Origin of the sequence: Bacillus sp. AM 13(2015) (assembly GCF_001518755.1) — a bacterium.
Lineage (GTDB): Bacteria > Bacillota > Bacilli > Bacillales > Bacillaceae > Bacillus > Bacillus safensis.
Genome location: NZ_LKCP01000059.1, coordinates 37,592 through 61,265, shown reverse-complemented (window position 1 = coordinate 61,265; position 23,674 = coordinate 37,592). Strand labels below are relative to the sequence as shown.

The 23,674-nt window shown below is 42.5% G+C and carries 25 protein-coding genes and 1 pseudogene; 19 read left to right on the top strand and 7 right to left on the bottom strand.

Annotation, left to right across the window (positions count from 1 at the left end):
• Positions 1 to 50 precede the first annotated feature (50 nt).
• The gene (locus AOQ70_RS09650) at positions 51 to 1,220 is read right to left on the bottom strand and encodes a PucR family transcriptional regulator (protein ID WP_059375964.1); all 1,170 of its coding nucleotides are present in this window, start codon (positions 1,218 to 1,220) and stop codon (positions 51 to 53) included.
• 305 nt (positions 1,221 to 1,525) lie between these two features.
• On the opposite strand from AOQ70_RS09650, the gene AOQ70_RS09645 reads away from it, so the two are divergent.
• The 4 genes from AOQ70_RS09645 to yunB all read left to right on the top strand — a co-directional run bounded on the left by AOQ70_RS09645 (position 1,526) and on the right by yunB (position 5,030).
• Positions 1,526 to 2,377 carry a DUF72 domain-containing protein gene (locus tag AOQ70_RS09645; RefSeq protein WP_059375962.1) on the top strand — a complete coding sequence of 284 codons (852 nt, stop codon included), beginning with the start codon at positions 1,526 to 1,528 and terminating at the stop codon, positions 2,375 to 2,377.
• Positions 2,378 to 2,443: 66 nt separating this feature from the next.
• The gene (locus tag AOQ70_RS09640) at positions 2,444 to 3,817 is read left to right on the top strand and encodes a bifunctional metallophosphatase/5'-nucleotidase (protein ID WP_059375960.1); all 1,374 of its coding nucleotides are present in this window, start codon (positions 2,444 to 2,446) and stop codon (positions 3,815 to 3,817) included.
• A 67-nt stretch (positions 3,818 to 3,884) separates the two neighbouring features.
• Positions 3,885 to 4,190, top strand: coding sequence for a YunC family protein (locus tag AOQ70_RS09635; protein WP_024425980.1), 306 nt, complete (start codon positions 3,885 to 3,887; stop codon positions 4,188 to 4,190).
• 69 nt (positions 4,191 to 4,259) lie between these two features.
• Positions 4,260 to 5,030 (top strand): sporulation protein YunB, encoded by a 771-nt coding sequence (yunB, locus tag AOQ70_RS09630; RefSeq protein ID WP_081258425.1) that lies wholly within the window; start codon positions 4,260 to 4,262, stop codon positions 5,028 to 5,030.
• A gap of 27 nt (positions 5,031 to 5,057) precedes the next feature.
• On the opposite strand, the gene AOQ70_RS09625 is transcribed toward yunB, so the two are convergent.
• Positions 5,058 to 6,005: a M23 family metallopeptidase gene (locus tag AOQ70_RS09625; RefSeq protein WP_228280212.1), complete on the bottom strand. Its 948-nt coding sequence runs from the start codon at positions 6,003 to 6,005 to the stop codon at positions 5,058 to 5,060.
• Positions 6,006 to 6,331: 326 nt separating this feature from the next.
• On the opposite strand from AOQ70_RS09625, the gene lipA reads away from it, so the two are divergent.
• On the top strand, positions 6,332 to 7,228 hold the full coding sequence (gene lipA / locus AOQ70_RS09620) for a lipoyl synthase (protein WP_008360456.1): 897 nt from the start codon (positions 6,332 to 6,334) through the stop codon (positions 7,226 to 7,228).
• Between the two features lie 39 nt (positions 7,229 to 7,267).
• On the opposite strand, the gene AOQ70_RS09615 is transcribed toward lipA, so the two are convergent.
• Positions 7,268 to 7,903, bottom strand: coding sequence for a YhcN/YlaJ family sporulation lipoprotein (locus AOQ70_RS09615; protein WP_059375956.1), 636 nt, complete (start codon positions 7,901 to 7,903; stop codon positions 7,268 to 7,270).
• A gap of 120 nt (positions 7,904 to 8,023) precedes the next feature.
• On the opposite strand from AOQ70_RS09615, the gene AOQ70_RS09610 reads away from it, so the two are divergent.
• Genes AOQ70_RS09610 through AOQ70_RS09600 form a run of 3 tightly spaced genes read left to right on the top strand, consistent with a single transcriptional unit; the run spans position 8,024 to position 9,545 of the window.
• Entirely contained in the window at positions 8,024 to 8,299 is a 276-nt protein-coding gene (locus tag AOQ70_RS09610) for a YutD family protein (RefSeq protein WP_039181199.1), read from the top strand.
• A 19-nt stretch (positions 8,300 to 8,318) separates the two neighbouring features.
• Positions 8,319 to 8,753: a DUF86 domain-containing protein gene (locus tag AOQ70_RS09605; RefSeq protein WP_059375955.1), complete on the top strand. Its 435-nt coding sequence runs from the start codon at positions 8,319 to 8,321 to the stop codon at positions 8,751 to 8,753.
• A gap of 18 nt (positions 8,754 to 8,771) precedes the next feature.
• Positions 8,772 to 9,545, top strand: a complete 774-nt coding sequence (locus AOQ70_RS09600) for a TIGR01457 family HAD-type hydrolase (RefSeq protein ID WP_099663641.1) — start codon at positions 8,772 to 8,774, stop codon at positions 9,543 to 9,545.
• A gap of 39 nt (positions 9,546 to 9,584) precedes the next feature.
• Here the strand turns inward: AOQ70_RS09600 and AOQ70_RS09595 are convergent, their stop codons facing one another.
• Complete coding sequence (locus tag AOQ70_RS09595; protein WP_025094161.1) at positions 9,585 to 10,085, bottom strand: phosphatidylglycerophosphatase A family protein; 501 nt, start codon at positions 10,083 to 10,085, stop codon at positions 9,585 to 9,587.
• Between the two features lie 132 nt (positions 10,086 to 10,217).
• On the opposite strand from AOQ70_RS09595, the gene yutH reads away from it, so the two are divergent.
• From yutH to AOQ70_RS09565, 6 genes are all read left to right on the top strand, one after another.
• Complete coding sequence (gene yutH / locus AOQ70_RS09590; RefSeq protein ID WP_059375953.1) at positions 10,218 to 11,240, top strand: spore coat putative kinase YutH; 1,023 nt, start codon at positions 10,218 to 10,220, stop codon at positions 11,238 to 11,240.
• A gap of 74 nt (positions 11,241 to 11,314) precedes the next feature.
• Positions 11,315 to 12,283, top strand: coding sequence for a 2-hydroxyacid dehydrogenase (locus AOQ70_RS09585; protein WP_059375950.1), 969 nt, complete (start codon positions 11,315 to 11,317; stop codon positions 12,281 to 12,283).
• Between the two features lie 223 nt (positions 12,284 to 12,506).
• Positions 12,507 to 13,808, top strand: a complete 1,302-nt coding sequence (locus AOQ70_RS09580; RefSeq protein ID WP_047202460.1) for a homoserine dehydrogenase — start codon at positions 12,507 to 12,509, stop codon at positions 13,806 to 13,808.
• Positions 13,808 to 14,869, top strand: a complete 1,062-nt coding sequence (gene thrC / locus AOQ70_RS09575; RefSeq protein ID WP_059375948.1) for a threonine synthase — start codon at positions 13,808 to 13,810, stop codon at positions 14,867 to 14,869. Before AOQ70_RS09580 ends, thrC begins: the two co-directional genes overlap by 1 nt.
• Positions 14,866 to 15,798 (top strand): homoserine kinase, encoded by a 933-nt coding sequence (gene thrB, locus AOQ70_RS09570; protein WP_024423360.1) that lies wholly within the window; start codon positions 14,866 to 14,868, stop codon positions 15,796 to 15,798. The genes thrC and thrB overlap by 4 nt, the downstream gene beginning before the upstream one ends.
• A 305-nt stretch (positions 15,799 to 16,103) precedes the next feature.
• Positions 16,104 to 18,074: a S9 family peptidase gene (locus tag AOQ70_RS09565; RefSeq protein ID WP_059375947.1), complete on the top strand. Its 1,971-nt coding sequence runs from the start codon at positions 16,104 to 16,106 to the stop codon at positions 18,072 to 18,074.
• 199 nt (positions 18,075 to 18,273) lie between these two features.
• Here AOQ70_RS09565 and AOQ70_RS09560 read toward each other — a convergent pair.
• A pseudogene (locus AOQ70_RS09560) lies at positions 18,274 to 18,573 on the bottom strand (NifU family protein).
• A gap of 121 nt (positions 18,574 to 18,694) precedes the next feature.
• Between AOQ70_RS09560 and AOQ70_RS09555 the strand changes: the two are divergent.
• Both AOQ70_RS09555 and AOQ70_RS09550 read left to right on the top strand, forming a co-directional pair.
• Positions 18,695 to 19,024 (top strand): YuzD family protein, encoded by a 330-nt coding sequence (locus AOQ70_RS09555; RefSeq protein WP_047203329.1) that lies wholly within the window; start codon positions 18,695 to 18,697, stop codon positions 19,022 to 19,024.
• Positions 19,025 to 19,123: 99 nt separating this feature from the next.
• Positions 19,124 to 19,354, top strand: a complete 231-nt coding sequence (locus AOQ70_RS09550) for a hypothetical protein (protein WP_039181181.1) — start codon at positions 19,124 to 19,126, stop codon at positions 19,352 to 19,354.
• 50 nt (positions 19,355 to 19,404) lie between these two features.
• Here the strand turns inward: AOQ70_RS09550 and AOQ70_RS09545 are convergent, their stop codons facing one another.
• Entirely contained in the window at positions 19,405 to 20,472 is a 1,068-nt protein-coding gene (locus AOQ70_RS09545; protein ID WP_034282611.1) for an NAD(P)/FAD-dependent oxidoreductase, read from the bottom strand.
• Between the two features lie 255 nt (positions 20,473 to 20,727).
• On the opposite strand from AOQ70_RS09545, the gene AOQ70_RS09540 reads away from it, so the two are divergent.
• The 3 genes from AOQ70_RS09540 to AOQ70_RS09530 all read left to right on the top strand — a co-directional run bounded on the left by AOQ70_RS09540 (position 20,728) and on the right by AOQ70_RS09530 (position 22,526).
• Positions 20,728 to 20,964, top strand: coding sequence for a YuzB family protein (locus AOQ70_RS09540; RefSeq protein ID WP_008346813.1), 237 nt, complete (start codon positions 20,728 to 20,730; stop codon positions 20,962 to 20,964).
• A 270-nt stretch (positions 20,965 to 21,234) separates the two neighbouring features.
• Entirely contained in the window at positions 21,235 to 22,089 is an 855-nt protein-coding gene (dapF, locus tag AOQ70_RS09535; protein ID WP_059375945.1) for a diaminopimelate epimerase, read from the top strand.
• A gap of 74 nt (positions 22,090 to 22,163) precedes the next feature.
• A complete protein-coding gene (locus AOQ70_RS09530; RefSeq protein WP_024423354.1) occupies positions 22,164 to 22,526 on the top strand; it encodes a HesB/IscA family protein in 363 nt (120 codons plus the stop codon).
• A 297-nt stretch (positions 22,527 to 22,823) separates the two neighbouring features.
• Here AOQ70_RS09530 and AOQ70_RS09525 read toward each other — a convergent pair whose 3' ends face one another.
• Positions 22,824 to 23,591, bottom strand: a complete 768-nt coding sequence (locus AOQ70_RS09525; protein WP_180272439.1) for a MerR family transcriptional regulator — start codon at positions 23,589 to 23,591, stop codon at positions 22,824 to 22,826.
• Positions 23,592 to 23,674 lie beyond the last annotated feature (83 nt).

The window sequence follows — 23,674 nt, the reverse complement described above, 5'->3', positions numbered from 1 at the left end:
CGAGACTCATTTTTCTCTTCCAAACTATATGAAGCTTCGGAAGAAAAAATTCAATCAGGATGGGATGAGAGAAACCTTTGAATACGGAAGGCTAAGCGCAGCCGCAATGTTGCGTCAGGATCTTTTAAGCTGATTCGAAGCAATTCTTCACACTTCTCAAGGCGATAAATGACCGTGTTGCGATGAATAGACAATCGTTTAGCTGTTTCTGAAATGTGGCAATGGGTTTCTAAATAGACAGACAAGGTGTGAAGAAGACTTTGATCGACTTGTGATGGTTCAGATAACGGGTGTAGGTGCAGCTGGTGAAACGTGATCATATCCTTTCTTGGAATGAGCCTTAGTAAATCTGGTACATCCTTCGCCTGATAAAATTGAATATAATCAGTTCGCGATGAGAGATGTCCGGTTTGAAGAGCCTCTAATGCTTCATTGTAGCCCTCAGACAGATGGTGGATTAGGCAGGCGGTCAAACTCACCCCAAAAGAAATGGTGTGATTCAATTGCAGTTTAACAAGCAGCTGCAACTGTTTTAAAAAAGAGCTGAGGCTGCCGCTAACCTCCGGCCAACTGCCAGTCTCCTCCATCAATACAACACCCATATCACCTTTGACAAACAGAAAGGCAGGCAATGGGCAGCTTAGAAGTGCACTTTCGAGCAGATCAATCACATCATCTAAAACCATTTGCTGCTCCATAAAACATGTGGTATCACTACGCTGGTCAAGCTGACAGATCATACATAGATAGCGGCATTCGGCACTTAATCCAAACGATTGAGCGAAATGTAAATGATCTTGCTGGGAAGACGATGCCCTCTCTATCCATCTGCGAAAACCTTCATTTCTAGCACGCTTGGCCATTTGCAGGGCGGCATATTGTCTCATACGAGCAATCGACATTTCGTTCACTGCTTTTGCAATCATCCCATGCAATGCTTTATTCTGCGGGTGAATGAAAGAAAGGATAACCAGGTAATCACATGTTTGTTCGTTTAAATCAATCGGAAAGATGGAAAAGGTTTGTTTAGCATGTATCATCGAAAAAGAATGAGTTGTCCTGCTTCGAAAAAAGGGGAGAATGTGCATCCATTCTGGGCTCGTCATCATGGAGTGCGAGGTATACAGTATACGTCCATACTGGTTAAACAAATAGACAGGCTTGTGAATATTTCTGGCGATTTTTTGTAATATGTCGAACTGGTTATCGTCTATGTTCATATCCACTCAATCTCCTTTATTGGTGAAGATGAATAAAAAAATGGACAATTGCTGTCAACATCTCTGATATGCATTTTATGTTATCAGCTAAAATCATTTTAGATAGAAAGTTGTTAATTAATATGACAAACAAACAGAGCGACAGGACAAAATCACGTGCCGCCAGTCATCTTCATTCAGAATTACGAGCAAATATGATATGTTGTAAACAGAAGAATTTCTTTCAGAAATATGGGGATCACAAATGACAAAGGCTTTGATGTGAGGAAGCCGTCTATATATGAAAGTGGCAAGAGGTGAGAAACATGATTTATATCGGATTAACTGGCTGGGGAGATCATGACAGTCTTTATCCGCCGAAAATCGGCAGCGCGCAAAAGCTGTTTCACTACGCATCAACGTTTCCGATTGTGGAACTGGATGCCAGCTTTTATGCGGTTCAGCCTGAGCGTAATCATGAAAAGTGGATAAAGGATACGCCAGATGACTTTCAATTTGTTGTAAAAGCATACCAAGGGATGACTGGACATCAAAGGGGCGAGATTCCGTTTGCTTCGAAGGAGGACATGTTTGATGCATTTATTCTTTCGCTGACTCCGCTCATTCGTGAAGGAAAACTCGCCATGGTGCTCTTTCAATTTCCACCTTGGTTTGATTGCAAAAAAGAGCACGTCCACTATTTAAGATGGTGTAAGGAAAAGATGGGTGCTATTCCTTGTGCTCTCGAATTCAGAAACCGTACATGGTTTTCAGAGGAATTTTATGAGCAGACTTTGTCCTTTATGGAAAAGGAAGGATGGATTCATTCCGTCTGTGATGAACCGCAAGTCGGAGAAGGCTCCATTCCGCCAGTCATACAAGCTACACACCGTGATAAAACATTGGTCCGATTTCACGGAAGGAATAAACAGGGCTGGCTTCACCCGGCAGACCATGAGAATTGGCGTGAAGTGAGATACTTATATTTATATAATGAAGCTGAATTAAAAGAGTGGAAAAAGAATCTCGACATCCTGCATCAGCAATCGAAAGATGTCTATGTCGTGTTTAATAATAACTCCGGCGGAGATGCAGCAGCAAATGGACAGCAGATGATTGATTTGCTGGATATCACGTATTCAAGCCTATCTCCGAAGCAGTTAGATTTATTTAGTTAACCGAGAGCTGACTGAAGCTTTCAACCTGAATGAGACGGTCAGTGACAACTTGAGGGAGAGATCAACATGCTGCAGAAGCTATGGTTATATCATACAAACGACTTGCACAGCCACTTTGAGAACTGGCCAAAAATTGCAGCTTATATTGAAGAAAAGCGTCAAGTTCACGATCAGATGCTCTTGTTTGATATTGGCGACCATATGGATCGAGTAAACCTCGTATCCGAAGCTGATTATGGAAAGGTAAACGTCAAGCTCCTCAATCAGCTTGGCTATGATGGAGTCACGATCGGGAATAATGAAGGTATTACATTGCCTCATGATCAGCTTGATCACTTGTATGAGAATGCACAATTTCCTGTGGTCCTGTCTAATCTATTTGAGAAAGGCAAAAGGCCATTATGGGCAAAGCCCTATCATATGATCACATTGGAAAACGGTCTGAGAATATGTCTCTTAGGCGTGACCATTGCGTATACACCTGTTTATGAAAAGCTGGGCTGGAACATTACTGATCCGTTTGACAGCATACGGGACATGTTGCAGGAAGTGAAGGGACAGGCAGATGTCATTGTGCTCTTATCCCATCTCGGTATTATCCACGATCGAGAGGTCGCCCGTGACTTCCCTGAAATCGACATCATCCTAGGCTCGCACACGCATCATCTGTTAGAACAGGGTGAAATGGACAATGGGGTGCTTCTTGCATGCGCTGAAAAGTATGGGCATTATATTGGCTGCGTCGAGTTGACAATCGATACAGCACGCAAAGAGCTGATAGAGAAAAAGGCGACAGTGCAGTCAGTGGATCAGCTCATCAGTGAATCAGATGAAGCCATCACCACCTTACAGCAGGCAGAAAGAAGAGCGAAAGCACTCATGCAGGAAAAAGTCACAACAATTGAGTCGAAGCTAGAAACGAAGTGGTTCGACGAATCTCCGCTTCCGCAGCTCTTAACAGATGCCATTAAAGATTGGTGCGGAGCAGATATTGGCATGATGAATGCAGGTATGGTGCTTGATTCATTAGAGGCAGGGATCGTCACAAGAGAAGAAATCCACCGGATATGTCCGCATCCTATTAATCCCATTCGGGTGACGCTTACCGGTCAACAGCTCATCGAAACGGTTCGGCGGGGCTGTGAAGAAAAAATGGAACAGCTGCGCATTAAAGGCTTCGGCTTTAGAGGTGAGCTGATGGGGAAAATGCTATATAGCGGACTCAGCTATACGTTAGAAAAAGGCGAGGCCAAACGGGTGAAGGATGTCTTTGTACATGGTCAATTGATCAAAAAAGACGCCTCCTATACAGTTGGCACAGTCGATATGTATACATTAGGCTCTCTTTTTCCGCATATCCGTGATCACGAACACATTGAATATTTCATGCCTGAATTTTTACGTGATGTTCTGACATGGCGCTTGAAGGAAGCCACATGAAATCCGCTTCAGCCTAACAACACGCGCCCTCTTTTCACATAGATTGTGATGAGAGGAGTGAAGGGATTTGGTGAATTTAACACCTATTACAATTGATGGCCATTCCTTTACAGCGGTCACCGTCAAACTGCCGAAGACAAATTTCATGGCAGTAACAAATGAACACGGGTATATCATGTGCGGTGCACTTGATGTCGGGCTCTTGAATGAAAAGCTTGCAGATAGAGGAATTATTGCAGGAAGAGCAGTTGGTGTAAGAACCATTGAGCAATTGCTCGATGCTCCTTTAGAATCTGTGACATACGCCGCAGAAGCGCTAGGCATCTCAGCTGGAACAATTGGAAGAGATGCATTATTAAAAATGGTGAAATAAAATAGAGAGATGATTCCTATCCCCCCGCCTGTCTGCATACACATGTAATGGAGAAGGGGGGATTTTTTATTGAGAATGAACCGCCGTTATCGCCCCTACAAAAAGGGCCCTTTGCCATTTCGTTACGTCATGCTGCTTGCCATCGTATTCTTTGTGCTCTCAACCGTGATTAGTTTGTTTTTTATCAACCGATCCATTAAACCAACCCTTATTCACATTGCTGAACTAGAAACAGAGCGCATCGCCAATCACCTCATACAATATTCAGTGCAAGACTTTGCAGACGATCAGGAGAATATGAAGGATATGGTGGTCATGAATACAAGTGAGAACGGAAAAGTGACGACCATCGATTTTAATGCGCAAGCAACATCGAAAGCCATGGCTGACCTATCACGTCATCTTCAGAAAAATTTAGAGGACATTGAAAAGGGGAACTTTCAAAAAGAGGCAAAAGAAGCGTTAAAGGATCAAACAGATGGACATGACGGCATTATATATAACATTCCGCTCGGTCAGGCATCCGGAAATGCACTCATCGCCAACCTCGGACCAAAAGTACCTGTACGCTTTAGTGTGATTGGTGATCCGCACACGGACGTTGAGAAAAACATTAAGCCTTATGGCATCAACAATGCGTTGATTGATATTAGTGTTCTGATCGAGGTTAAGGTAAGAGTCATTATCCCATTTGCTTCTGAAACAATCGTAGTCAAAAACTCTGTTCCTGTCTCCATACAAGCCGTTCAAGGAGACGTACCAGATTATTATAATGGCAGCGGAACAAACTCAGGTGCTCCACCAATTGTTCTCCCAGAGAAAAAGGAGAAAAAGGAATAACAGCCCAACAATGATTGGGCTGTTTTTTTACGATTTTCGTTTCCGTTCAGCTCTTTCCCACGCCCTCAAATGAGGGTATGGGTCAAATGACCATTCCGTTCTGCCGTTGTCTTTGTACATGCCATAGTGAAGATGCGGCGGAAATTTTCCTGCGGTGCCTGGAGGGCCGTAACCGGAGCTTCCGACAGATCCAATCACCTGACCTGGTTCAACTATTTGACCTGTCTTAAGTCCTTTCGCAAAGCCATTTAAGTGAGCGAAGTAATGATAATGATTATGAATATCTCGAATGCCTATCCGCCAGCCGCCAAAGCGGTTCCAGCCTTTCATTTCAATCACGCCATACGATGTCGCACGAACGGGAAGTCCATAATGGGCAAATAAATCGGTTCCCTCATGAATTCTTCTTCCTCCAAATCCTCTCGCATCTCCCCATGTACTTCGGTAGCTGTAGTCAGCTCCAACTGGTAGAGGAAAAGCATGCTTTCCAAGATCAAGATGGCCGTAGTGCTTATATAGCTTCATAAAAGATGAAATGATTCCAACGGTTTGATCACGTCCATAATAGTCCCATAAGCCAATTTTTAATTGATCAATGCTGCTGCCGTAGTGAAGCAAGTATTGAGCAAACGTGAATAATACATCCTCATCGTCATCGCTGCTTGCTTTGCCATCCCCATTCCCATCAAGCCCAATTCCATCAAACACTTTAATGCTTAAAGGAGAGGTATCCTGTTTATTCGGGTTTTCTGGTCCAATCCACATTTCCCGGGGAATGTAGATGCCAATGACGCCTTTTTGTTTCGGTAAATCTCTTCTGCTTTTTCGAATATTGTGTTCATACTGATCAACTGCAGCAAGTACATACCATGGAACCTGTGTTGTGATGGAGACTTTTTCATATAGGGCCATTCTCTGCTTCAATTCATCTGGCTGTTTGCCGGTCCCTTCTGCATGAACAGGTAAAGGGAGCATTGAAAGAGCAATCATGATGGCTAAAACCACTTTCACAAACGTCCATCTCCTTTCATCGAGCATCGTCTTCTACCGTTTAGTGTGGTTAGATCACTCTATTTCATAAGAAGAAAATGTTAGTAATTTTCTTCGGTTTTTTTAGGAGGCTTTTGGGTATTTTTGCAGCTCATTCCCTTGTTGTTCAATCTGTACTATGTTAAAGTGTCTAAAGAAAAGGCTTTAGGCCGAAGATTCAATTTTTTGCAGCTTCTTGGCTGCATCCATCGTATATAGCAGGAAGATTTTTGTAGATGCACCTTTAACGAATTCATATGGAGATGATGGAATTGGCAAAGAAGGAAGAGCACGTAAGAAAACCGGACTGGCTTAAAATTAAGCTGAATACGAATGAAAACTATACCGGTTTGAAGAAAATGATGCGGGAAAACAACCTGCATACCGTTTGTGAGGAAGCAAAATGTCCGAATATTCATGAATGCTGGGCAGTGAGAAGAACCGCTACATTTATGATCCTTGGATCTGTTTGTACGCGCGCATGCCGTTTCTGTGCGGTGAAAACTGGACTTCCAACTGAGCTTGACCTGCAAGAGCCAGAACGCGTGGCAGATTCAGTAGCATTAATGAACTTAAAGCATGCTGTCATCACAGCGGTTGCAAGGGATGATCAAAAGGATGGCGGAGCAGGTGTGTTCGCTGAAACCGTTCGTGCGATTAGAAGAAAAAGCCCATTCACGACAATTGAAGTTCTCCCTTCAGACATGGGCGGTAATTATGATAACTTGAAGACGTTAATGGACACTCGTCCTGACATTTTAAATCACAACATTGAAACAGTGCGCAGATTAACGCCAAGAGTTCGTGCGCGTGCTACATACGATCGTTCATTAGAATTCTTGCGTCGTGCAAAAGAAATGCAGCCTGACATTCCAACAAAATCAAGCATTATGATTGGACTCGGTGAAACGAAGGAAGAAATCATTGAAGTCATGGATGATCTTCTTGCCAATAACGTGGATATTATGGCGATTGGTCAGTACTTACAGCCTTCGAAAAAGCATTTGAAAGTTCAAAAATACTATCATCCGGATGAGTTTGCAGAGCTGAAGGAAATTGCGATGTCAAAAGGCTTTAGCCACTGTGAAGCTGGGCCGCTTGTGCGCTCTTCCTACCATGCAGATGAACAAGTAAACGAAGCGTCTAAAAAGCGTCAGGCGCAAGCATAACAAAGAAAACGCCAGAGCTCTCTGGCGTTTTTTCTCATATTAATTTTGGCCATAAGGGGCGTTTCTTCTCATCGTACGGTCGGAATTCGTCATCCCATTTGCATCTTCTTTCGTTGAAATATCTCCACCTTGAGGGGAGTACTTCATTTGCTGAATTGTTTTGGTTAAAATCTGGTCAAAATCACGTGAATTGGTTTGAAGACGTGAAAAATTGGCAATGGATTGAAAGTGCTCTGGATTATCAGAGACGTATACATGATAATAACGAGGGAGAACAGAAACCGCCGTTTTCTTTACTTGATCGGCAGATTCATCACGGTTTTTGTTTCCTGTTCGATACACGATGAGTGCATCCTCATCTGTCACAAGTGTGGCTGCATCTTTGATGTTTGGCAGCTGCACCGTTAAACTTGTAATCACGTGGGCAAGATGCTCACGATTTAAAGCAGGGGTTCTTTCTTTCTGATCCGTTACTTGCTGGCGCTGATAACGAACATATCCTGCTTTGTTTGTGTCTGCTTCTGGCATGTTGGAATTATTTCCTTCATGACGATCCGACAGACGGATGGTTTTACTTGAAGAATCTTCATCCACTTGCCGGTTCATACCTGATTGAAAGCCGCACCCGCCTAAAAGTATGCTGAGGAGAATCGCGGCTGTCAGTTGTTTCTTCATAAATGTGACCTCCTTTTTCCTTTAGCTTCGGCTAAATCGGAAAAAACATGCTTTAGCAATTGATGGAGTTCTTCCAATGAATTATCATTAAAGATGGATCGTTTAAAAAGAGGTGAGAAGATGATCGTCATTCAGAATGCTACCTTTGATCTTGTAAGAGATATCAAAGACGGCTTTAATGAAGAAGCGTTTAAAGCAAGGTACTCAGATATTTTAAATAAGTATGATTATATTGTGGGGGACTGGGGCTATAATCAGCTCAGGCTGAAAGGGTTCTTTGATGACCAAAACCAAAAGGCCACATTTGATACTAAAATCAGCACACTCGATGAATACATTTATGAATACTGTAATTTTGGCTGTGCCTATTTTGTCTTAAAACGAATCAGAAAATAACGCAAAGGGGAGCGTCATAATGTATTTCGTAGACAGAAAAAAGATTGAAGAGACATTACGTTTTTTCGAGGAGCAATATGAGTTGATGCAGAGTCATCAAACATGGACAAGTCCTCTAGAAAAAAAAGCGCTGGAACGAATTGTTCATTTGCTCGTCGAATGTATTCTTGATACTGGAAATGACATGATTGATGGCTTTATTATGCGTGACCCAGGAAGCTATGATGACATCATGGATATCCTTGTTGATGAAAAGGTCGTACCAGAAGGTGAGGGCAGTCAGCTGAAAAAGCTTGTCTCATCCCGCAAAACACTTGTGCAGCAATATCAGGAAGTGGATCATCATGACTTATTGCAGGTGATCAGCGAAGTAGAGCTGGCGCTAGAGGTCTTTCCAAGCCGCATCCGTACCTACTTGGAGCAGGAGCTTGGCCCAGTATCAGCGTTTAAATAAACCATTGGAGTTGTGAGCATCATGAAATACAAAGGCTATTTAATTGATTTAGACGGGACAATGTATAAAGGAACAGAAAAGATCGAAGAAGCAGGTCAATTTGTTCAGAAGTTAAATGAGTTGAACATCCCTTACTTGTTTGTCACGAATAACTCATCACGCACGCCAAAGCAGGTAGCGGAAAAACTCGTTTCCTTCGATATTCCAGCCACAGAAGAACAAGTTTTCACAACAAGTATGGCGACGGCCAATTATATTGCTGAGCAAAAGAAAGATGCGTCAGTTTACGTGATCGGTGAAGAAGGAATCAAGCAGGCGATTGAAGAAAAAGGGCTGACGTTTGGTCAGGAAGACGCAGATTTTGTTGTTGTTGGAATTGATCGGGGCATTACATATGAAAAATTAGCAGTAGGTGCGATTGCCATCCGTCAAGGCGCACAATTTGTCTCAACAAATGGAGATATTGCTATCCCAACAGAAAGAGGGCTTTTGCCAGGGAACGGCTCGTTAACATCTGTACTGACCGTGACAACAACAGTTCAGCCGACATTTATCGGAAAGCCAGAATCAATTATTATGGAACAAGCGATGCGTGTACTTGGGACAGATGTGTCTGAGACGCTCATGGTGGGTGATAACTATGATACGGATATTATGGCAGGAATGAATGCAGGCATGGACACATTACTCGTCCATACAGGTGTGACAACAAAAGAGCTGCTTCAGCAGTATGAAAAGCAGCCAACCTATGTCATTGATTCATTATCCGAGTGGATTGAGCGATTATCATAAAAAAAGAGGACAAGCGTTACGCGCGCGTCCTCTTTTTCTTTATTCCGCATTTCTCGCACTATGTGCCAGCCTGCTTGATGCGGCAGCAGCAATAGCGCCGACAATGTCATCTAAAAAGGTGTGGCATTCGCCTGTGGATTTATCGTTGAGTTTTCCGAGAATTCCCGGTTTTTCTTTATCGATATATCCGTAATTCGTAAAGCCGATCGAACCATAAATATTGACGATAGCAAAGGATAAAATTTCATCAACGCCATATAGGCTTTCGTCCGTTTCAAGTATTGATTGAAGCGGCTCAGTCAGCTTCTTTTGCTCGGCGAGTACGTCTAGTTCGACGCCCGTTAAAATCGCATTTTGGACTTCACGTTTTGCGATGACACGCTCCACATTGTGGATGCACTCTGTCATGTCTAAGCCAGGATGATATTTTTCCTGTAAAAAGTAGACAAGGTCTGCTATATCTTGAATGGTTACGCCTCGTTCTTGTAAACGGCGTCTTGCTGTTTTTTCTACTTCGTTCATCTCATGATGATGCGGCATGTATTCCTCACCCAATCCTCTTAATTTGTCCACAACGTGTAAAAAGCTTCGGATAGTAAATAGTATTCATAAATCCCTCAACCTGCGACTACGATATGATAAGAGATTGATCATACGAACGCAGGTGAAAACATGAAAGAAACCATTTATCACACATTTGGTATTGATGTTCGTCAGTTTATGCCATACGGCAGTTATCAGAGCTTTCAAACGGCGGAGGCTCTCTTTCTTATTGTTCCTGTGTCTCATTTGCGAGAAGAAGAACTCGCAGAGATGTATCATATCAGTCAGTATTTACTGAATGCTGGAGACCCATACGTCGCTGTGTTTGAATTAACAAATGAAGAAAAGCCCACCTTTACTCATGGGAAGGAGCAGTACGCCTTATTAAAAGCAGCGCCTCCGATCTCAAGCCGCTCGTTTCAGCAAGCGTCAGAGCTGGCCGCCTTTCATGTTAGGGGAAGAGGCTTTCCATATGAAGTATCCGAAACAAAACGTGTCGGTGCCTGGAAGGAATTATGGGCAAAACGATTAGATCAGCTTGAAGGCTTTTGGATGCAGCAAATGCATCAAAAACCGCTGGAACGGTTTGAACAAAAATTCATTGAATCGTTTCCGTATTATCTTGGATTAACGGAGAATGCCATTCAATATTTAGTCGATACTGAGCTCGATGATGAACCGAAAGAAGGTGACTCAGGCACTGTCTGTCATCAGCGCTTTTCACGTATGACATGGCCGCATGAGCAGCCGCTTCGTATACCTGTGGATTGGGTCTTTGATCATCCAACCCGCGATATTGCCGAATACTTAAGAGAGACTTTTGTGCAGCATAAGGAAGATTTAATTGAAGAGGGCTTTTCCTTTCTTCAGCAATATGAACAGGTGACACCTCTTTCCTCCTTTTCAAAGCGTTTATTATACAGCCGTCTGCTGTTCCCGCTTCATTATTTTGAAATTGTAGAGGGCTACTACATGTCTGGAGAAAATGAAAAAGCATATTATGAAGAGAGGTTAGATTACGTTTTAAATGATGCCAATCGTTATGAATACTTTCTAAAGGTTTTTCAAGAAATGAGCGCCATGCGAAGCGGTGGTAGCCCCATTCCGGCTATTGGCTGGATTCAGCCTGCAGCTGATTTGAAGTTTCAGTGAACAGACGAAACGTCTCTTTTCTCTTGAGACGTTTTTCGTTATGCTTAAAGAAATCGATTAAAGGAGTGTTCTTCTTGACGAAACCTTATGTCTATATCACAAGAAAGCTTGATGAAGCATCACTTACACCATTAAAAGAAGTCGCTCATGTTGAGATGTGGCCGAGCGAGGATGAGCCGTGTCCAAGAGAAGAGTTAGAAACACAGGCTGCTAAAGCGAATGCGCTTCTCACCATGCTGTCAGATCAAATAGATGAGCCCCTTTTATCAAAGGCCCCTAATGTCAAGGTGGTCGCAAACCTTGCTGTTGGCTATGACAATATTGATGTTGAAGCAGCCAAAAAGCGCGAAATCACCGTATGTCATACACCAGATGTCTTAACAGAATCGACGGCTGATTTAGCCTTTGCCCTACTGATGGCGTCAGCTAGACGCATTGTTGAGGCGAGTGATTGGATTAAGGATGGAAATTGGACAGGCTGGGGGCCGCTTCTTCTTGCCGGTGCGGATGTTCATCACAAAACGCTCGGGATTGTCGGAATGGGTAGCATTGGAACAGCACTAGCCAAGCGGGCCAAAGGCTTTAATATGAATATCCTTTATCATAATCGTTCCAGAAAACCCGAGGCAGAAGCGCAGCTTGGTGTGACATATGCGGATTTTGAGGAACTGCTCAAACAGTCTGATTTCATCGTCTGTCTGACGCCGTTAACCCCGGAAACAAAAGACATGTTTAATGAACAAGCATTTGATCTGATGAAGAACTCTGCTTATTTTATTAACGTATCAAGAGGACAGACTGTGGATGAGGATGCTTTATACGAGGCTGTCACGACAGGAAAAATTGCCGGAGCAGGTCTAGATGTATTTAGACAAGAGCCTGTCAGTCCATCTCATCCATTAACGACATTACCTAACGTCACAGTCCTCCCTCATATTGGAAGTGCTAGTGTCGAAACGAGAAAAACGATGATGCGTTTATGTGCTGAGAATATTGCACTTGTCTTACAAGACAAGCCAGCCAAAACGCCGGTTCGTTCATAATATAAAGCTTCCCGGTGTTCGGGAGCTTTTCTGACAAAAATATTTTGAAAATATAGAATCTTGATATAAATAGCTGTTAAGCGGTTTCATTCTGACAATCTCTTATTTTATTACCTTGTCAAAATGAGGATACCCCTTTATAATGTGTGTACATTGAATGTCTGTGTAAGGTTAACAAATGTCTTTTTAGAGAGGACATTTACGGAGAAAGGTGGAATTTCAGGTGAAGGCAATTCGAGTTGGGCTATTAGGATTAGGAACAGTGGGGAGCGGTGTCGTAAAAATTATCCAAGACCATCAGGATAAATTAATGCACCAAATCGGCTGTCCGGTATTAATACAAAAAGTGCTTGTGAGCAATCCCGATAAAAAAAGAGATGTGGATGTCGCAAGAGAGGTCTTCACAACTGAAGTATACGATGTGATTAGAGATCCAGAGGTCGACGTCATCATTGAAGTGATGGGCGGCATTGAAGAGACAAAACAATATTTAATAGATGCGTTGAATGAGAAGAAGCATGTCATTACAGCGAATAAAGATTTAATGGCACTTTACGGTACGGAGCTTTTACATGTAGCGAAAGAAAATGGCTGTGATCTTTATTATGAAGCAAGTGTTGCCGGAGGAATTCCGATTTTACGTACGCTGGAGGAAGGATTGGCCTCTGACCGAATCACCAAGATGATGGGGATTGTGAACGGTACAACGAATTTTATTTTAACGAAAATGAATGTCGATAAAAGTGCATATGAGGATGTCTTAAAAGAAGCACAGGATCTTGGCTTTGCAGAAGCAGATCCGACAGCTGATGTAGAAGGACTGGATGCAGCAAGGAAAATGGCGATTCTTGCAAGACTCGGCTTTTCCATGAATGTAGATTTAGAGGACGTCAAGGTGAAAGGTATTTCTGATATCTCTGATGAGGATATTAATTTCAGTAAGCGGTTTGGCTATACAATGAAGCTGATTGGAATTGCTCAGCGGGACGGAGAGAAAGTAGAGGTCAGCGTTCAGCCAACCTTACTTCCTGATCATCATCCATTATCATCCGTTAACAATGAATTTAATGCGGTGTATGTCTACGGAAGTGCTGTAGGAGAAACGATGTTTTACGGACCTGGAGCAGGAAGTCTGCCAACGGCAACAGCTGTTGTATCAGACTTAGTTGCAGTAATGAAAAACATGCGCCTTGGCGTGAACGGAAGCGGATTTATCGCACCGCAGTTTGAGAAGAAGATCAAATCGTCATCAGAAGTATTTGCTCAGCAATTCTTAAGAATTCATGTCAGAGATCAAGTCGGGGCATTCTCCCGCATTACATCTATTTTTTCTGAAAGAGGCATCAGCTTTGAAAAGATCCTTCAGCTTCCTGTGAAAGGACACGATGAGCTGGCTGAAATTGTGATTATTACACATCAGACCTCAGAAGAAGATTTCTCAAATATCCTGCAAAAATTAAACGACCTCGACGTGGTGGTTCAAGTGAAGAGCACGTACCGAGTAGAAGGGAACGGTTTAAGCTGATGAAATGGAATGGACTCATTGAAGAATTTCAAGAATTCTTACCAGTAAACGAATCTACACCTAAACTAACATTAAATGAAGGGAATACACCGCTGATTCATCTCGCCAAGCTTTCAGAAAAGCTGGGGATCGAGCTTCATGTGAAAACAGAAGGCGTGAATCCAACAGGTTCTTTCAAGGATCGAGGAATGGTCATGGCCGTTGCAAAGGCAAAAGAAGAAGGCAATGATACAATCATGTGCGCTTCAACAGGGAATACTTCGGCAGCAGCAGCGGCATATGCAGCCCGTGCTGATATGAAATGTATTGTCATCATTCCAGACGGGAAAATTGCCTTCGGTAAGCTTGCACAGGCTGTCATGTACGGTGCAGAGATCATTGCCATTGACGGCAACTTTGATGATGCACTGAAAATCGTCCGCAGTATCTGTGAAAAAGCGCCGATCGCTCTTGTTAACTCGGTCAATCCTTATCGAATTGAAGGACAAAAGACAGCAGCATTTGAAATCTGTGAGCAGCTAGGCTCTGCCCCGGACGTACTGGCGATTCCTGTTGGAAATGCCGGAAACATCACAGCCTACTGGAAAGGCTTCAAGGAATATCACGAGAAAAAAGGAACTGGACTGCCTGTCATGCATGGTTTTGAAGCAGAAGGTGCAGCGGCAATCGTTCGAAATGAAGTGATTGAGCAGCCAGAAACAGTGGCAACAGCTATCCGTATCGGAAATCCAGCGAGCTGGAAACAAGCTGTGGCAGCCGCAGATGAATCAAACGGAAAGATTGATGAAGTGACTGATGAGGAAATTCTTCATGCGTATCAATTGATTGCACGTGAAGAAGGTGTGTTTGCAGAACCGGGCTCATGTGCATCGATTGCGGGCGTGTTAAAGCAGGTGAAATCTGGTGAAATCAAGCCAGGCAGTAAAGTTGTTGCGGTACTAACAGGTAACGGACTGAAAGATCCAAATACGGCTATTGATATTTCACAAATCAAGCCGGTTACACTCGATGCAGATGAAGATCAAATTCTTGAACACTTAGAAAAGGCCGCACGCGTATGAGTGAAGCCTCCATGCTTTTTTCAATCACAGTACCGGGAAGCACTGCCAATTTAGGACCAGGCTTTGATTCAGTTGGAATGGCACTCAGCCGCTATTTAAAGCTATCGGTCTATGACCATGATAGCTGGCTGTTTGAAGCAGAAACAGATGTCGTGTCTGGGATTCCATCAGGCACCGACAACCTGATTTATCAAACAGCCAAAAAGGTCGCAGATGACTTTGGAAAAACACTCCCGCCTGTTCATGTCAAAGTGTGGAGTGATATTCCATTGGCACGGGGGCTTGGCAGCAGTGCTGCTGCCATCGTGGCCGCCATTGAACTCGCCAATCAGCTTCTTGAATTAAACATGACAGATGATCAGAAGCTCTTTTATGCAAGTGAGGTAGAAGGTCATCCAGATAATGCGGGTGCCTCTTTATTCGGTGGTTTACTGATTGGTCTTCATGAAGAAGACAAAACCCATGCCGTTAAAGTGCAGCATGTGGATGTAGATGTCGTCGTGGTGATTCCTTTTTATGAAGTGCTCACAAAGGATGCCCGTGATGTCCTCCCAGAGGATTTTTCCTATAAGCATGCTGTTAGTGCGAGTGCTGTAAGCAACGTACTTGTTGCCGCCTTAATGACACAAAACTGGCCGCTTGTTGGAGAAATGATGAATAAGGATTTATTTCATCAGCCGTACCGAACAATGCTCGTTCCAGAGCTGTCGAAGGTAGAGCATGTCGCTTCGCTCAAAGGAGCGTATGGAACAGCTTTGAGCGGTGCTGGGCCGACGATCCTCACCTTAGTGGAAAAAGGAAAGGGAGAAGCACTGAAAGAACAGCTTGCCCAAAACTTCCCGCATTGCGAAGTCGATTTGCTGACGGTGCCTGTAGAAGGTGTTGTCGTGCAGCATCATCCTGTTAATCAAGTAAAGAACGTGCTGTGAATCTGCACGTTCCCAGCGTGTAGACAAACCCTCGCATTCTTTGTCAGTCCTGCGCGCTGGTGCTCACGAATGTTCAATTCGCTCCGCGCCAGTGCTCGTTCTTCCTAGACTTCAAGGGTTTTCAATCACGCTGAAAAGAAGAAAAAGAGCTAAAATAAAGATCATTTTAGCCCTTTTTCAGCAATCTGAGAACGTGCTGTGAATCTGCACGTTCTTTTTTTTATGCTTGTTTTTATGGGAAGAAGCAGGGATTATTATTTAGAGGATCGAACTATTTTTTATGCATATAAGGGGGAGATACATTCATGAAGAAATTGATGTCGGTAGAAGATTTAACGAAGATTGTTTCTGTTTCTCATCCGGTTTATTCACCAGATGGAAAAAAGGCAGTCTTTACAAAAGTCACTGTGAATGAGAAAAAGGACGATTACAATATCCATTTATGGGTTCGAGATGAAGAGACAGAGGAGCTGGCACAATGGACATTTGAGGATGGAAAGCATCATCAACCAGTTTGGTCAAAGGACGGCAGGCAGCTTGCTTTTATTTTGCAAAAGCCAAAGGAAGTCCCTCAGCTCGCACTCATAAAGAGCGAAGGAGGCGGCGTGCGTACTTTAACGAAGATTCCATACGGAGTATCTTACCCTGTCTTTTCTCCCGACGGAGCATTCATTTATGCGGCTGTGTCATTGAAACAACCAGAATCTGTTCATGATGAAAAAAAGAAAGAGCAAGATGAATTTGCTCCAGCGGTATATGATGATTTGACCTATAAAGCAGATGGAAGAGGCTTTTTAGATGGGCGTGTCACACAGATCGTGAAAGTGGATATCCGTTCAGGAGAGGTAGAGCCTATCACGAGCGAGCAGGTTCATCATATGAATCATACCGTTTCCCCGTGTGGAAAATGGCTTGCCTTTATTCAATTAAATCCACAGATACCTTACATAAGTGACGTGTGTCTTCTGTCATTAGAAGATGGTCAGACAAAAAAGATCACACAAGCAAACGGCGCTTATTCCACCGTATCTTTTTCTCCAAATGGAGAGAGTCTTTTGTATATTGGACATGAGCGTGAATTCCAAAATGCCACCTTCCCATCATTATGGCTGTATGATCTGAAAGAAGACAAGGCGGTTCAGCTATCAGAAATGCTCGATATGTATGTTGGAAACTGTATGGCAGGAGATAGCGTGATGGGAGAGGCCTATCAAGTTCCACAGTGGACAAAAGACAGCCAAGGATTTTATACGCTTGTTTCTGATCAAGGCAGTACAGGGATTTATTATTTCTCTATTGAAGGTTTAGCCTATCCAGTTCGACTAGAGGCGGAACATATCACCAATTTCAGCCTTCATCCAGATGAATCCAAACTGCTGCTCAGCCGGCTTTCACCTGTTTCACCAAGTGAGCTGTATGAGCTGACATTAGGAGAGACAGAACTGAAGCAAATCACGTTTGAGCATCATGATTTTCTAAAGGAGTATGTCGTATCCGAACCTGAACCATTTTCTTTTCAGTCAAAAGATGGCGACGAGGTGCATGGCTGGTTTATGAAGCCTTCCAAGATAGAAGAGGGGGAGAAATATCCGCTTATTCTAGAGGTTCATGGCGGACCGCATGCGATGTATGGTTATACGTATTTTCATGAATTTCAAATGCTTTCTTCTGAGGGCTATGCCATCGTGTATATCAATCCGCACGGAAGTCATGGATACGGACAGATGTTTACCGACCGTGTGAGAGGAAGTTATGGTGACGTTGATTATGATGATGTCATGCAGGCTGTTGATCATGTGCTCAAAGCCTATGATTTCCTTGATGAAACAAGACTCGGCGTGACTGGCGGGAGCTATGGCGGTTTTATGACCAACTGGATTGTCGGTCAGACCGACCGCTTCCGTGCAGCTGTCACACAGCGCTCCATTTCAAACTGGATTAGCTTTTATGGCATCAGTGATATCGGTTATTTCTTTACAAGGTGGCAGATTGATGGGGATATTTATGATTCTGTCGATAAGCTATGGGATCGTTCGCCGCTAAAATATGTGAAGCAGATGAACACGCCGCTGCTCATCCTGCACAGCGATGAAGATTATCGCTGCCCAGTTGATCAAGCAGAACAGCTTTTTGTGGCATTGAAGGAGCTTGGGAAAGACACAAGATTGGTCAAATTCCCGAAGGCATCTCATGATTTGTCCAGAAGCGGACACCCGGGGCAGCGCATTCAAAGATTGACCTTTATAAAGAAATGGTTTAGAGAAAAGCTAGCGTAATCAAAAACGACCCTTCAGCGTGCTGACAAACCCTCGCATTCGGTGTCAGTCCTGCGTGCTGGTGCTCACGAATAGAAAATTCGCTCCGCGCCAGTACTCGTCCTTTTCTTATCACGCTGAAAAGAAGACAAAGGGCTAAAGCCTTTGTCAATCATGAAAAAAACGACCCTAATCGGGTCGTTTTCATGTCATATATGAATTAGAAAACCTGTTCAACTTCTACAACGCCAGGCACTTCTTCTAATAATGCGCGCTCAATACCGGCTTTCAATGTAATGGTTGAACTTGGGCAGCTGCCGCATGCACCAAGAAGACGTAATTTCACAATGCCATCTTCAATGTCTACAAGCTCACAGTCTCCACCATCACGTAATAGAAATGGACGAAGTTTGTCCAGTACTTCCTGTACTTGGTCTTTCATTTCGACTTCAGTCATTAGATATAATCGCTCCTTTCACAACATATCACCATTATATTCATCTGGACGATAAAAATCTATTGATTGGTTTCAAAGTTTCCTTCTCATTATAGCACAATCTCATCTTGAAACAAAAAGTGATTTTGACTTTTTTCATCCAGAAAATTCAGCTAAAATGAAGAAAGAATAGGGGGCTTGTCAAATGAACAAAACTGTCGATCTTTATGTATATGGAAGAGATGTACTGTGCGCTAGCTGCGTGAATCTGCCTTCTTCAAAAGATACATTTGAATGGTTAGATGCAGCATTAAAACGAAAATATCCGAATCAGCCATTTCGCATCACATATATTGATATTGAGCACCCGCCAGAAAACGAACAACAAAAGGAATTGTCTGAACGAATTCTTGATGATGAATTTTTTTATCCACTTGTCTTAGTAGAGGATCAAATCGTTGGAGAGGGCAATCCGAAATTAAAAGACATTTATCAAGAAATGGAGAAATACGGGTACAAGGAGAACAGTGAATAAGCTGTTCTTTTTTTGTGGTATAAAACGAACAAACGTTCCTTTTTGCGTTGAAAAAGAACGCTTGTTCGTTTATAATGAAATGAAAGGAGCGTGAGCATCATGAATTATTTACTGAAACAATCTCTTCATCAGCAAGTACCGATTGAGATGATTTATATGAAGAAAAATGGAGAGTGCACGAAGAGAAAAATCATTGTACACCGTCAAACGGATCAGCTTATCCAAGCGTATTGTTTATCGAAGAAGACGATGAGAACCTTTCGTAAAGACTGCATTCTTGCCCTTGCTCCGATCAAATGGACCAACTCATCGGCACATGCCGTTTCATAGAAAAAAGCTCCCTCGTCACGAAGGAGCTTTGAGAAAAAATTCACAAGATTTTAGCCGTTGTGATGCTTGTACATCCAAAGGAGTCCAGATTTCAGGAGTCTTGGCACCCGACCAACAAGTGGACGATCAGCCACTAAGCCAAAGCCGGCTTTTTTCCCTAAAGAACCTAAAACACCTTTTAGCTTAAACTGTGGATAAGCCTCAGGAAGCGGCTCATTTTTCCAGCGTTTTTGCAGAGATTGGACAATTTGTTCTGCCTGCGCCTCAGCAAGCTGTGCACTTGGGGCATGAGGCAGACTTGCGCAGTCACCTACGACATATACATGCTCATCCCCTGGAAGATTATGATGAGGAGTTAATACGACGCGGCCTTGTGCGTCTTTTTCAACATCCATCTCTCGTACCACTTTGCTTGGCTGTATTCCTGCTGTCCACACGATGACATCTGCTTCAATTGCGTCATCATGGTTGTAAACGACACCTTCTTCAACCTTTGTAATATTGGCACAGTTAATGATCTTTACGTCATTTTCTTCAAACCACTTTTGCACATACAAACTTAATCTTTTTGGGAAGCTTGATAGTATCAACTCTCCGCGGTCAAAAAGAATAATGTTTAAATCAGCACGGCTTTCTCTTAGTTCACTGGCCAGCTCTACCCCGCTAAGTCCAGCACCGACGATGCCAACCGTTGCACCTGCGCTCAAATTGTTTAATTTGTTATACGCATGTCTTGACTGATCAATGGTTTGAATGCTGTATGTATGTTCTTTTGCACCAGGGACATTATGATACTTGTCCTCACAGCCGAGTCCAATCACAGTATCATCATACGGAATCGGTTCACGGTCGCTGAATAAGATCTGTTTGTTTTCAATATCAATTTTTTCTACTTCCCCGTATTGAATATCCAGCTTCGGATGCTCTGGAAAAGATACTCGAATGTGATGATCAGAGATCGTTCCAGCAGCAAGTGCATAATATTCTGTTTTTAAACAGTGGTAAGGATTTCGATCAATTAATGTGATAGTGACATCATCAGGTAATTGATTTGGCAATAAGCGGTGGAGAACCCGCATATTCCCGTAACCTCCGCCGATCAAGACTAAATTTTTCATGACGATTCTCCTTTTCCCCGTAGACATTGAAAAACACTTATACTAAAAAACTTTAAGTTAAAATACCAAATAAAATTATATCGAATTTACTGTGAAACCACAATAATTGTTTCAAAATAACCTACATATTCATCAGTTAGTCCTAAATAGTAAAACATTTTACGAGGAATAGGCGTAACGATACAGATGAAGCTCATATTTTGACTAATACAAGGAATTTCGGTAGGATGGTAAGGCAATGTGAGGTGAAGCACAGTGTTTCCACTGATCGAATTTTGTGTAAGTAATCTTGCACAAGGGTCTCAAGAAGCAAAAGAGAAGCTTGAAAAAGACCCAAACCTAGACGTAATGGAATACGGCTGTTTAAGCTATTGCGGCAAATGTATGGACTCCCCATTTGCACTTGTGAATGGAGAATTTGTTTCAGGAGAAAATGCAGAGCAGCTAGTCGAGCGTATTTATGCTTTTATAGAGGAAAACGACATGTTTTAAATGCACCACATGGGTCATGAGGTGCATTTTTTTCACTCTTCCACCTTCCATTTTTAAGGAGAATGAATGGAAAGCGTATTCAATATGTTATGCTAATAAAATATCATCAATATGAAACATCACACGAGAGAAAAAGAGGCATATGCATAATAAAAGCCCTTTGCCATGGCAGCAAAGAGCTTCTATGTATGAAAAACGGGGGATGATAAGATTGTCTCCTGAATCGACTCCTTTTATACTATAAAGAAACAACATTTTTGGAGGAAGCTCATGACATCATTTCAATTCACGAAAATGCACGGATTAGGAAATAATTATATTTACGTTAATCAGATGAAGGAACAGCTTCCAGAAGAGCAGCTATCAGAAATAGCGATTCGCGTTTCTTCTGTTTATACAGGAATCGGTTCTGACGGGATGATCCTGATTTGCCCATCAGATGTTGCACCTGTGAAGATGCGCATTTTCAACAATGATGGATCAGAGGGCAAAAACTGCGGTAATGGGCTGCGCTGCGTTGCAAAGTATGTGTATGAGCATCAAATTGTGACGGACACAACGTTCCAGATTGAGACATTGTCAGGACTCGTTGAAGCTACCGTTCACGCTCAAGATGGTCATGTTCAGCTAGTCACAGTAGATATGGGAAAACCACGATTTGAAAAAGAAGCGATGCCGATGCTTGGTGAACCGGCCAGCACAACAGTTAATGAGCCGCTTGATTTTGGCACTGCGAAATTAAATGGAACAGCCGTTTCAATGGGAAACCCGCACATCGTTTTTTATTTAGAGGACATTGAAAAAGCGCCTCTTCATACACTTGGACCGATCATTGAAAAACACGATATGTTTCCAGAAGGCGTCAATGTAGAATTTGTTGAAGTTGTCAGTGAAACCGAACTGCATTTTCGTGTGTGGGAAAGAGGCTCAGGCATTACACAGGCCTGCGGAACAGGGGCTTGTGCTGCGGCTGTATCCACAATTGTGAATGGGCAGGCAAAAAAAGAAACAGACATGACAGTTCATTTAGCAGGCGGAGACCTCATCATTCGCTGGAAAGACAATGACCACGTGCTTATGACAGGACCTGCGGAGACCATTTGTGACGGGACATTTTATCTCTAAACCATTTATTTGAGAAAAGGCATCATCACGTTTATAATTGAAAAAGAAACATCCAGTCAAAAGGAGGGATGATCATGAGTACACCAGTAACCATTACAGAAGCTGCTGCACTGCAGATTAAAGATATGATGAAAGAACATGAAGAAGAAAATGCGTTCCTGCGAGTGGGCGTAAAAGGCGGCGGCTGCAGCGGTCTTTCATACGGCATGGGCTTTGACCATGAAGTCTCAGAGAAAGACACGCAGTTCGAGCAGCACGGCATCAATGTCCTTGTCGACTCCGAAAGCCTTGATATCATGAACGGAACCATCATTGATTTCAAACAATCACTAATGGGCGGCGGTTTCACGATTGACAATCCAAACGCCATCGCATCATGCGGGTGCGGTTCTTCTTTCAGAACAGCAACGAATACCGGTACGCCTGAAGAGTGTTAAGAGTTAAAGCGATTCATTCTGTAAAACCATTTGTATAATGAAGACCTCCTCATATTAATCATTTTCTTGAGGAGGTTTTTTGTGTTGTTTTTAAAGATGCAAAAAAAGGACATGACTTCAATCACTCAGCACGTCCTCTTTATAAAGATATTTAATTAGAAAAAAGCTCGCAGTTTCTTAGTATTTCCTCTGTTCATCTTTCACATCTTTTCAAAAGGTTTCATCATGGTGTGTCGGAAAAAATGTTCTTTGTTGTGTTTCGTTGAGAATAACGTTTCGTATTAATCGATTGTATTCTCAATCATCATTTTCAAAGCTGTTCCCTCTTTTATGAAGAGTAGTAAAGACTTTCATCGCTTCGCTCATAAATGATGCCAAGCCCTCACCATAACGATCTATATTCTTTGTGAAACGTTCATCTTGAATATAGAGTTGGCCTAAACCGTAAAAAGCATCAAGAGAGTAATAACGAAAGTTTTCGTTTAAAAAGTCGTACCATTGTTTGATGACGATTTGCACCTCTTTGGATTTAGGGGAATGGCTGCGAAGAGAGGCTAGTTTATTCAATATGCTATCCCAGCTATCAGATAATTCAATTTGTTCATCTTTAGACAAATGATTTAGTTTTGAGCTGACTTCATCAACAGCTTGATTTCCCCAACGGTGACGAGCTTCTTCTTCATATTGACTAAATTTCATATTCATATTCTCAAACCTCTCTTTATATGTGTATTGAGTTTCTCCCGTTAAATGTTGTAGCGTCTTATCAATATTTCCGATCATTTTATTGAGATTATCTCGTTTCTCTATTAACATTTTTCTTTGTAGCATAAATGCTTCTTTCTTATTAAATGAAGAATTGTGCATCATCTTTTGGATTTCCTTCAATGGAAATCCAAGTTCCCTGAAAAATAGTATTTGCTGTAATGTTTCAAGGTTTTCTTCTGAATAGAGCCGATAACGATTATCTGTGACTTCACTTGGAGTCAATAAACCAATCTTGTCGTAATGATGAAGTGTACGAATGCTAATACCAAATAATTCAGCTACTTCTTTCACTTTCATTTCAATTCACCTCTCTTGATATCCACTATAAAATATGACGTTGCGTTAGGGTCAATCATCTTTTTAAAAATTTATATCATTGT

What these genes read in the sequence shown, in the direction of transcription:
- AOQ70_RS09610 (WP_039181199.1), top strand. Translation starts at nt 8,024, where the DNA reads ATGATCGTCATTCAGAATGCTACCTTTGATCTTGTAAGAGATATCAAA.
- AOQ70_RS09525 (WP_180272439.1), bottom strand. Translation starts at nt 23,591, where the DNA reads ATGAAAGTGAAAGAAGTAGCTGAATTATTTGGTATTAGCATTCGTACA.
- AOQ70_RS09640 (WP_059375960.1), top strand. Translation starts at nt 2,444, where the DNA reads ATGCTGCAGAAGCTATGGTTATATCATACAAACGACTTGCACAGCCAC.
- AOQ70_RS09550 (WP_039181181.1), top strand. Translation starts at nt 19,124, where the DNA reads ATGAATTATTTACTGAAACAATCTCTTCATCAGCAAGTACCGATTGAG.
- dapF (WP_059375945.1), top strand. Translation starts at nt 21,235, where the DNA reads ATGACATCATTTCAATTCACGAAAATGCACGGATTAGGAAATAATTAT.
- thrB (WP_024423360.1), top strand. Translation starts at nt 14,866, where the DNA reads ATGAGTGAAGCCTCCATGCTTTTTTCAATCACAGTACCGGGAAGCACT.
- AOQ70_RS09650 (WP_059375964.1), bottom strand. Translation starts at nt 1,220, where the DNA reads ATGAACATAGACGATAACCAGTTCGACATATTACAAAAAATCGCCAGA.
- AOQ70_RS09555 (WP_047203329.1), top strand. Translation starts at nt 18,695, where the DNA reads ATGAACAAAACTGTCGATCTTTATGTATATGGAAGAGATGTACTGTGC.
- thrC (WP_059375948.1), top strand. Translation starts at nt 13,808, where the DNA reads ATGAAATGGAATGGACTCATTGAAGAATTTCAAGAATTCTTACCAGTA.
- yutH (WP_059375953.1), top strand. Translation starts at nt 10,218, where the DNA reads ATGAAAGAAACCATTTATCACACATTTGGTATTGATGTTCGTCAGTTT.
- AOQ70_RS09545 (WP_034282611.1), bottom strand. Translation starts at nt 20,472, where the DNA reads ATGAAAAATTTAGTCTTGATCGGCGGAGGTTACGGGAATATGCGGGTT.
- AOQ70_RS09625 (WP_228280212.1), bottom strand. Translation starts at nt 6,005, where the DNA reads ATGCTCCCTTTACCTGTTCATGCAGAAGGGACCGGCAAACAGCCAGAT.
- AOQ70_RS09615 (WP_059375956.1), bottom strand. Translation starts at nt 7,903, where the DNA reads ATGAAGAAACAACTGACAGCCGCGATTCTCCTCAGCATACTTTTAGGC.
- AOQ70_RS09530 (WP_024423354.1), top strand. Translation starts at nt 22,164, where the DNA reads ATGAGTACACCAGTAACCATTACAGAAGCTGCTGCACTGCAGATTAAA.
- AOQ70_RS09605 (WP_059375955.1), top strand. Translation starts at nt 8,319, where the DNA reads ATGTATTTCGTAGACAGAAAAAAGATTGAAGAGACATTACGTTTTTTC.
- AOQ70_RS09565 (WP_059375947.1), top strand. Translation starts at nt 16,104, where the DNA reads ATGAAGAAATTGATGTCGGTAGAAGATTTAACGAAGATTGTTTCTGTT.
- AOQ70_RS09595 (WP_025094161.1), bottom strand. Translation starts at nt 10,085, where the DNA reads ATGCCGCATCATCATGAGATGAACGAAGTAGAAAAAACAGCAAGACGC.
- AOQ70_RS09645 (WP_059375962.1), top strand. Translation starts at nt 1,526, where the DNA reads ATGATTTATATCGGATTAACTGGCTGGGGAGATCATGACAGTCTTTAT.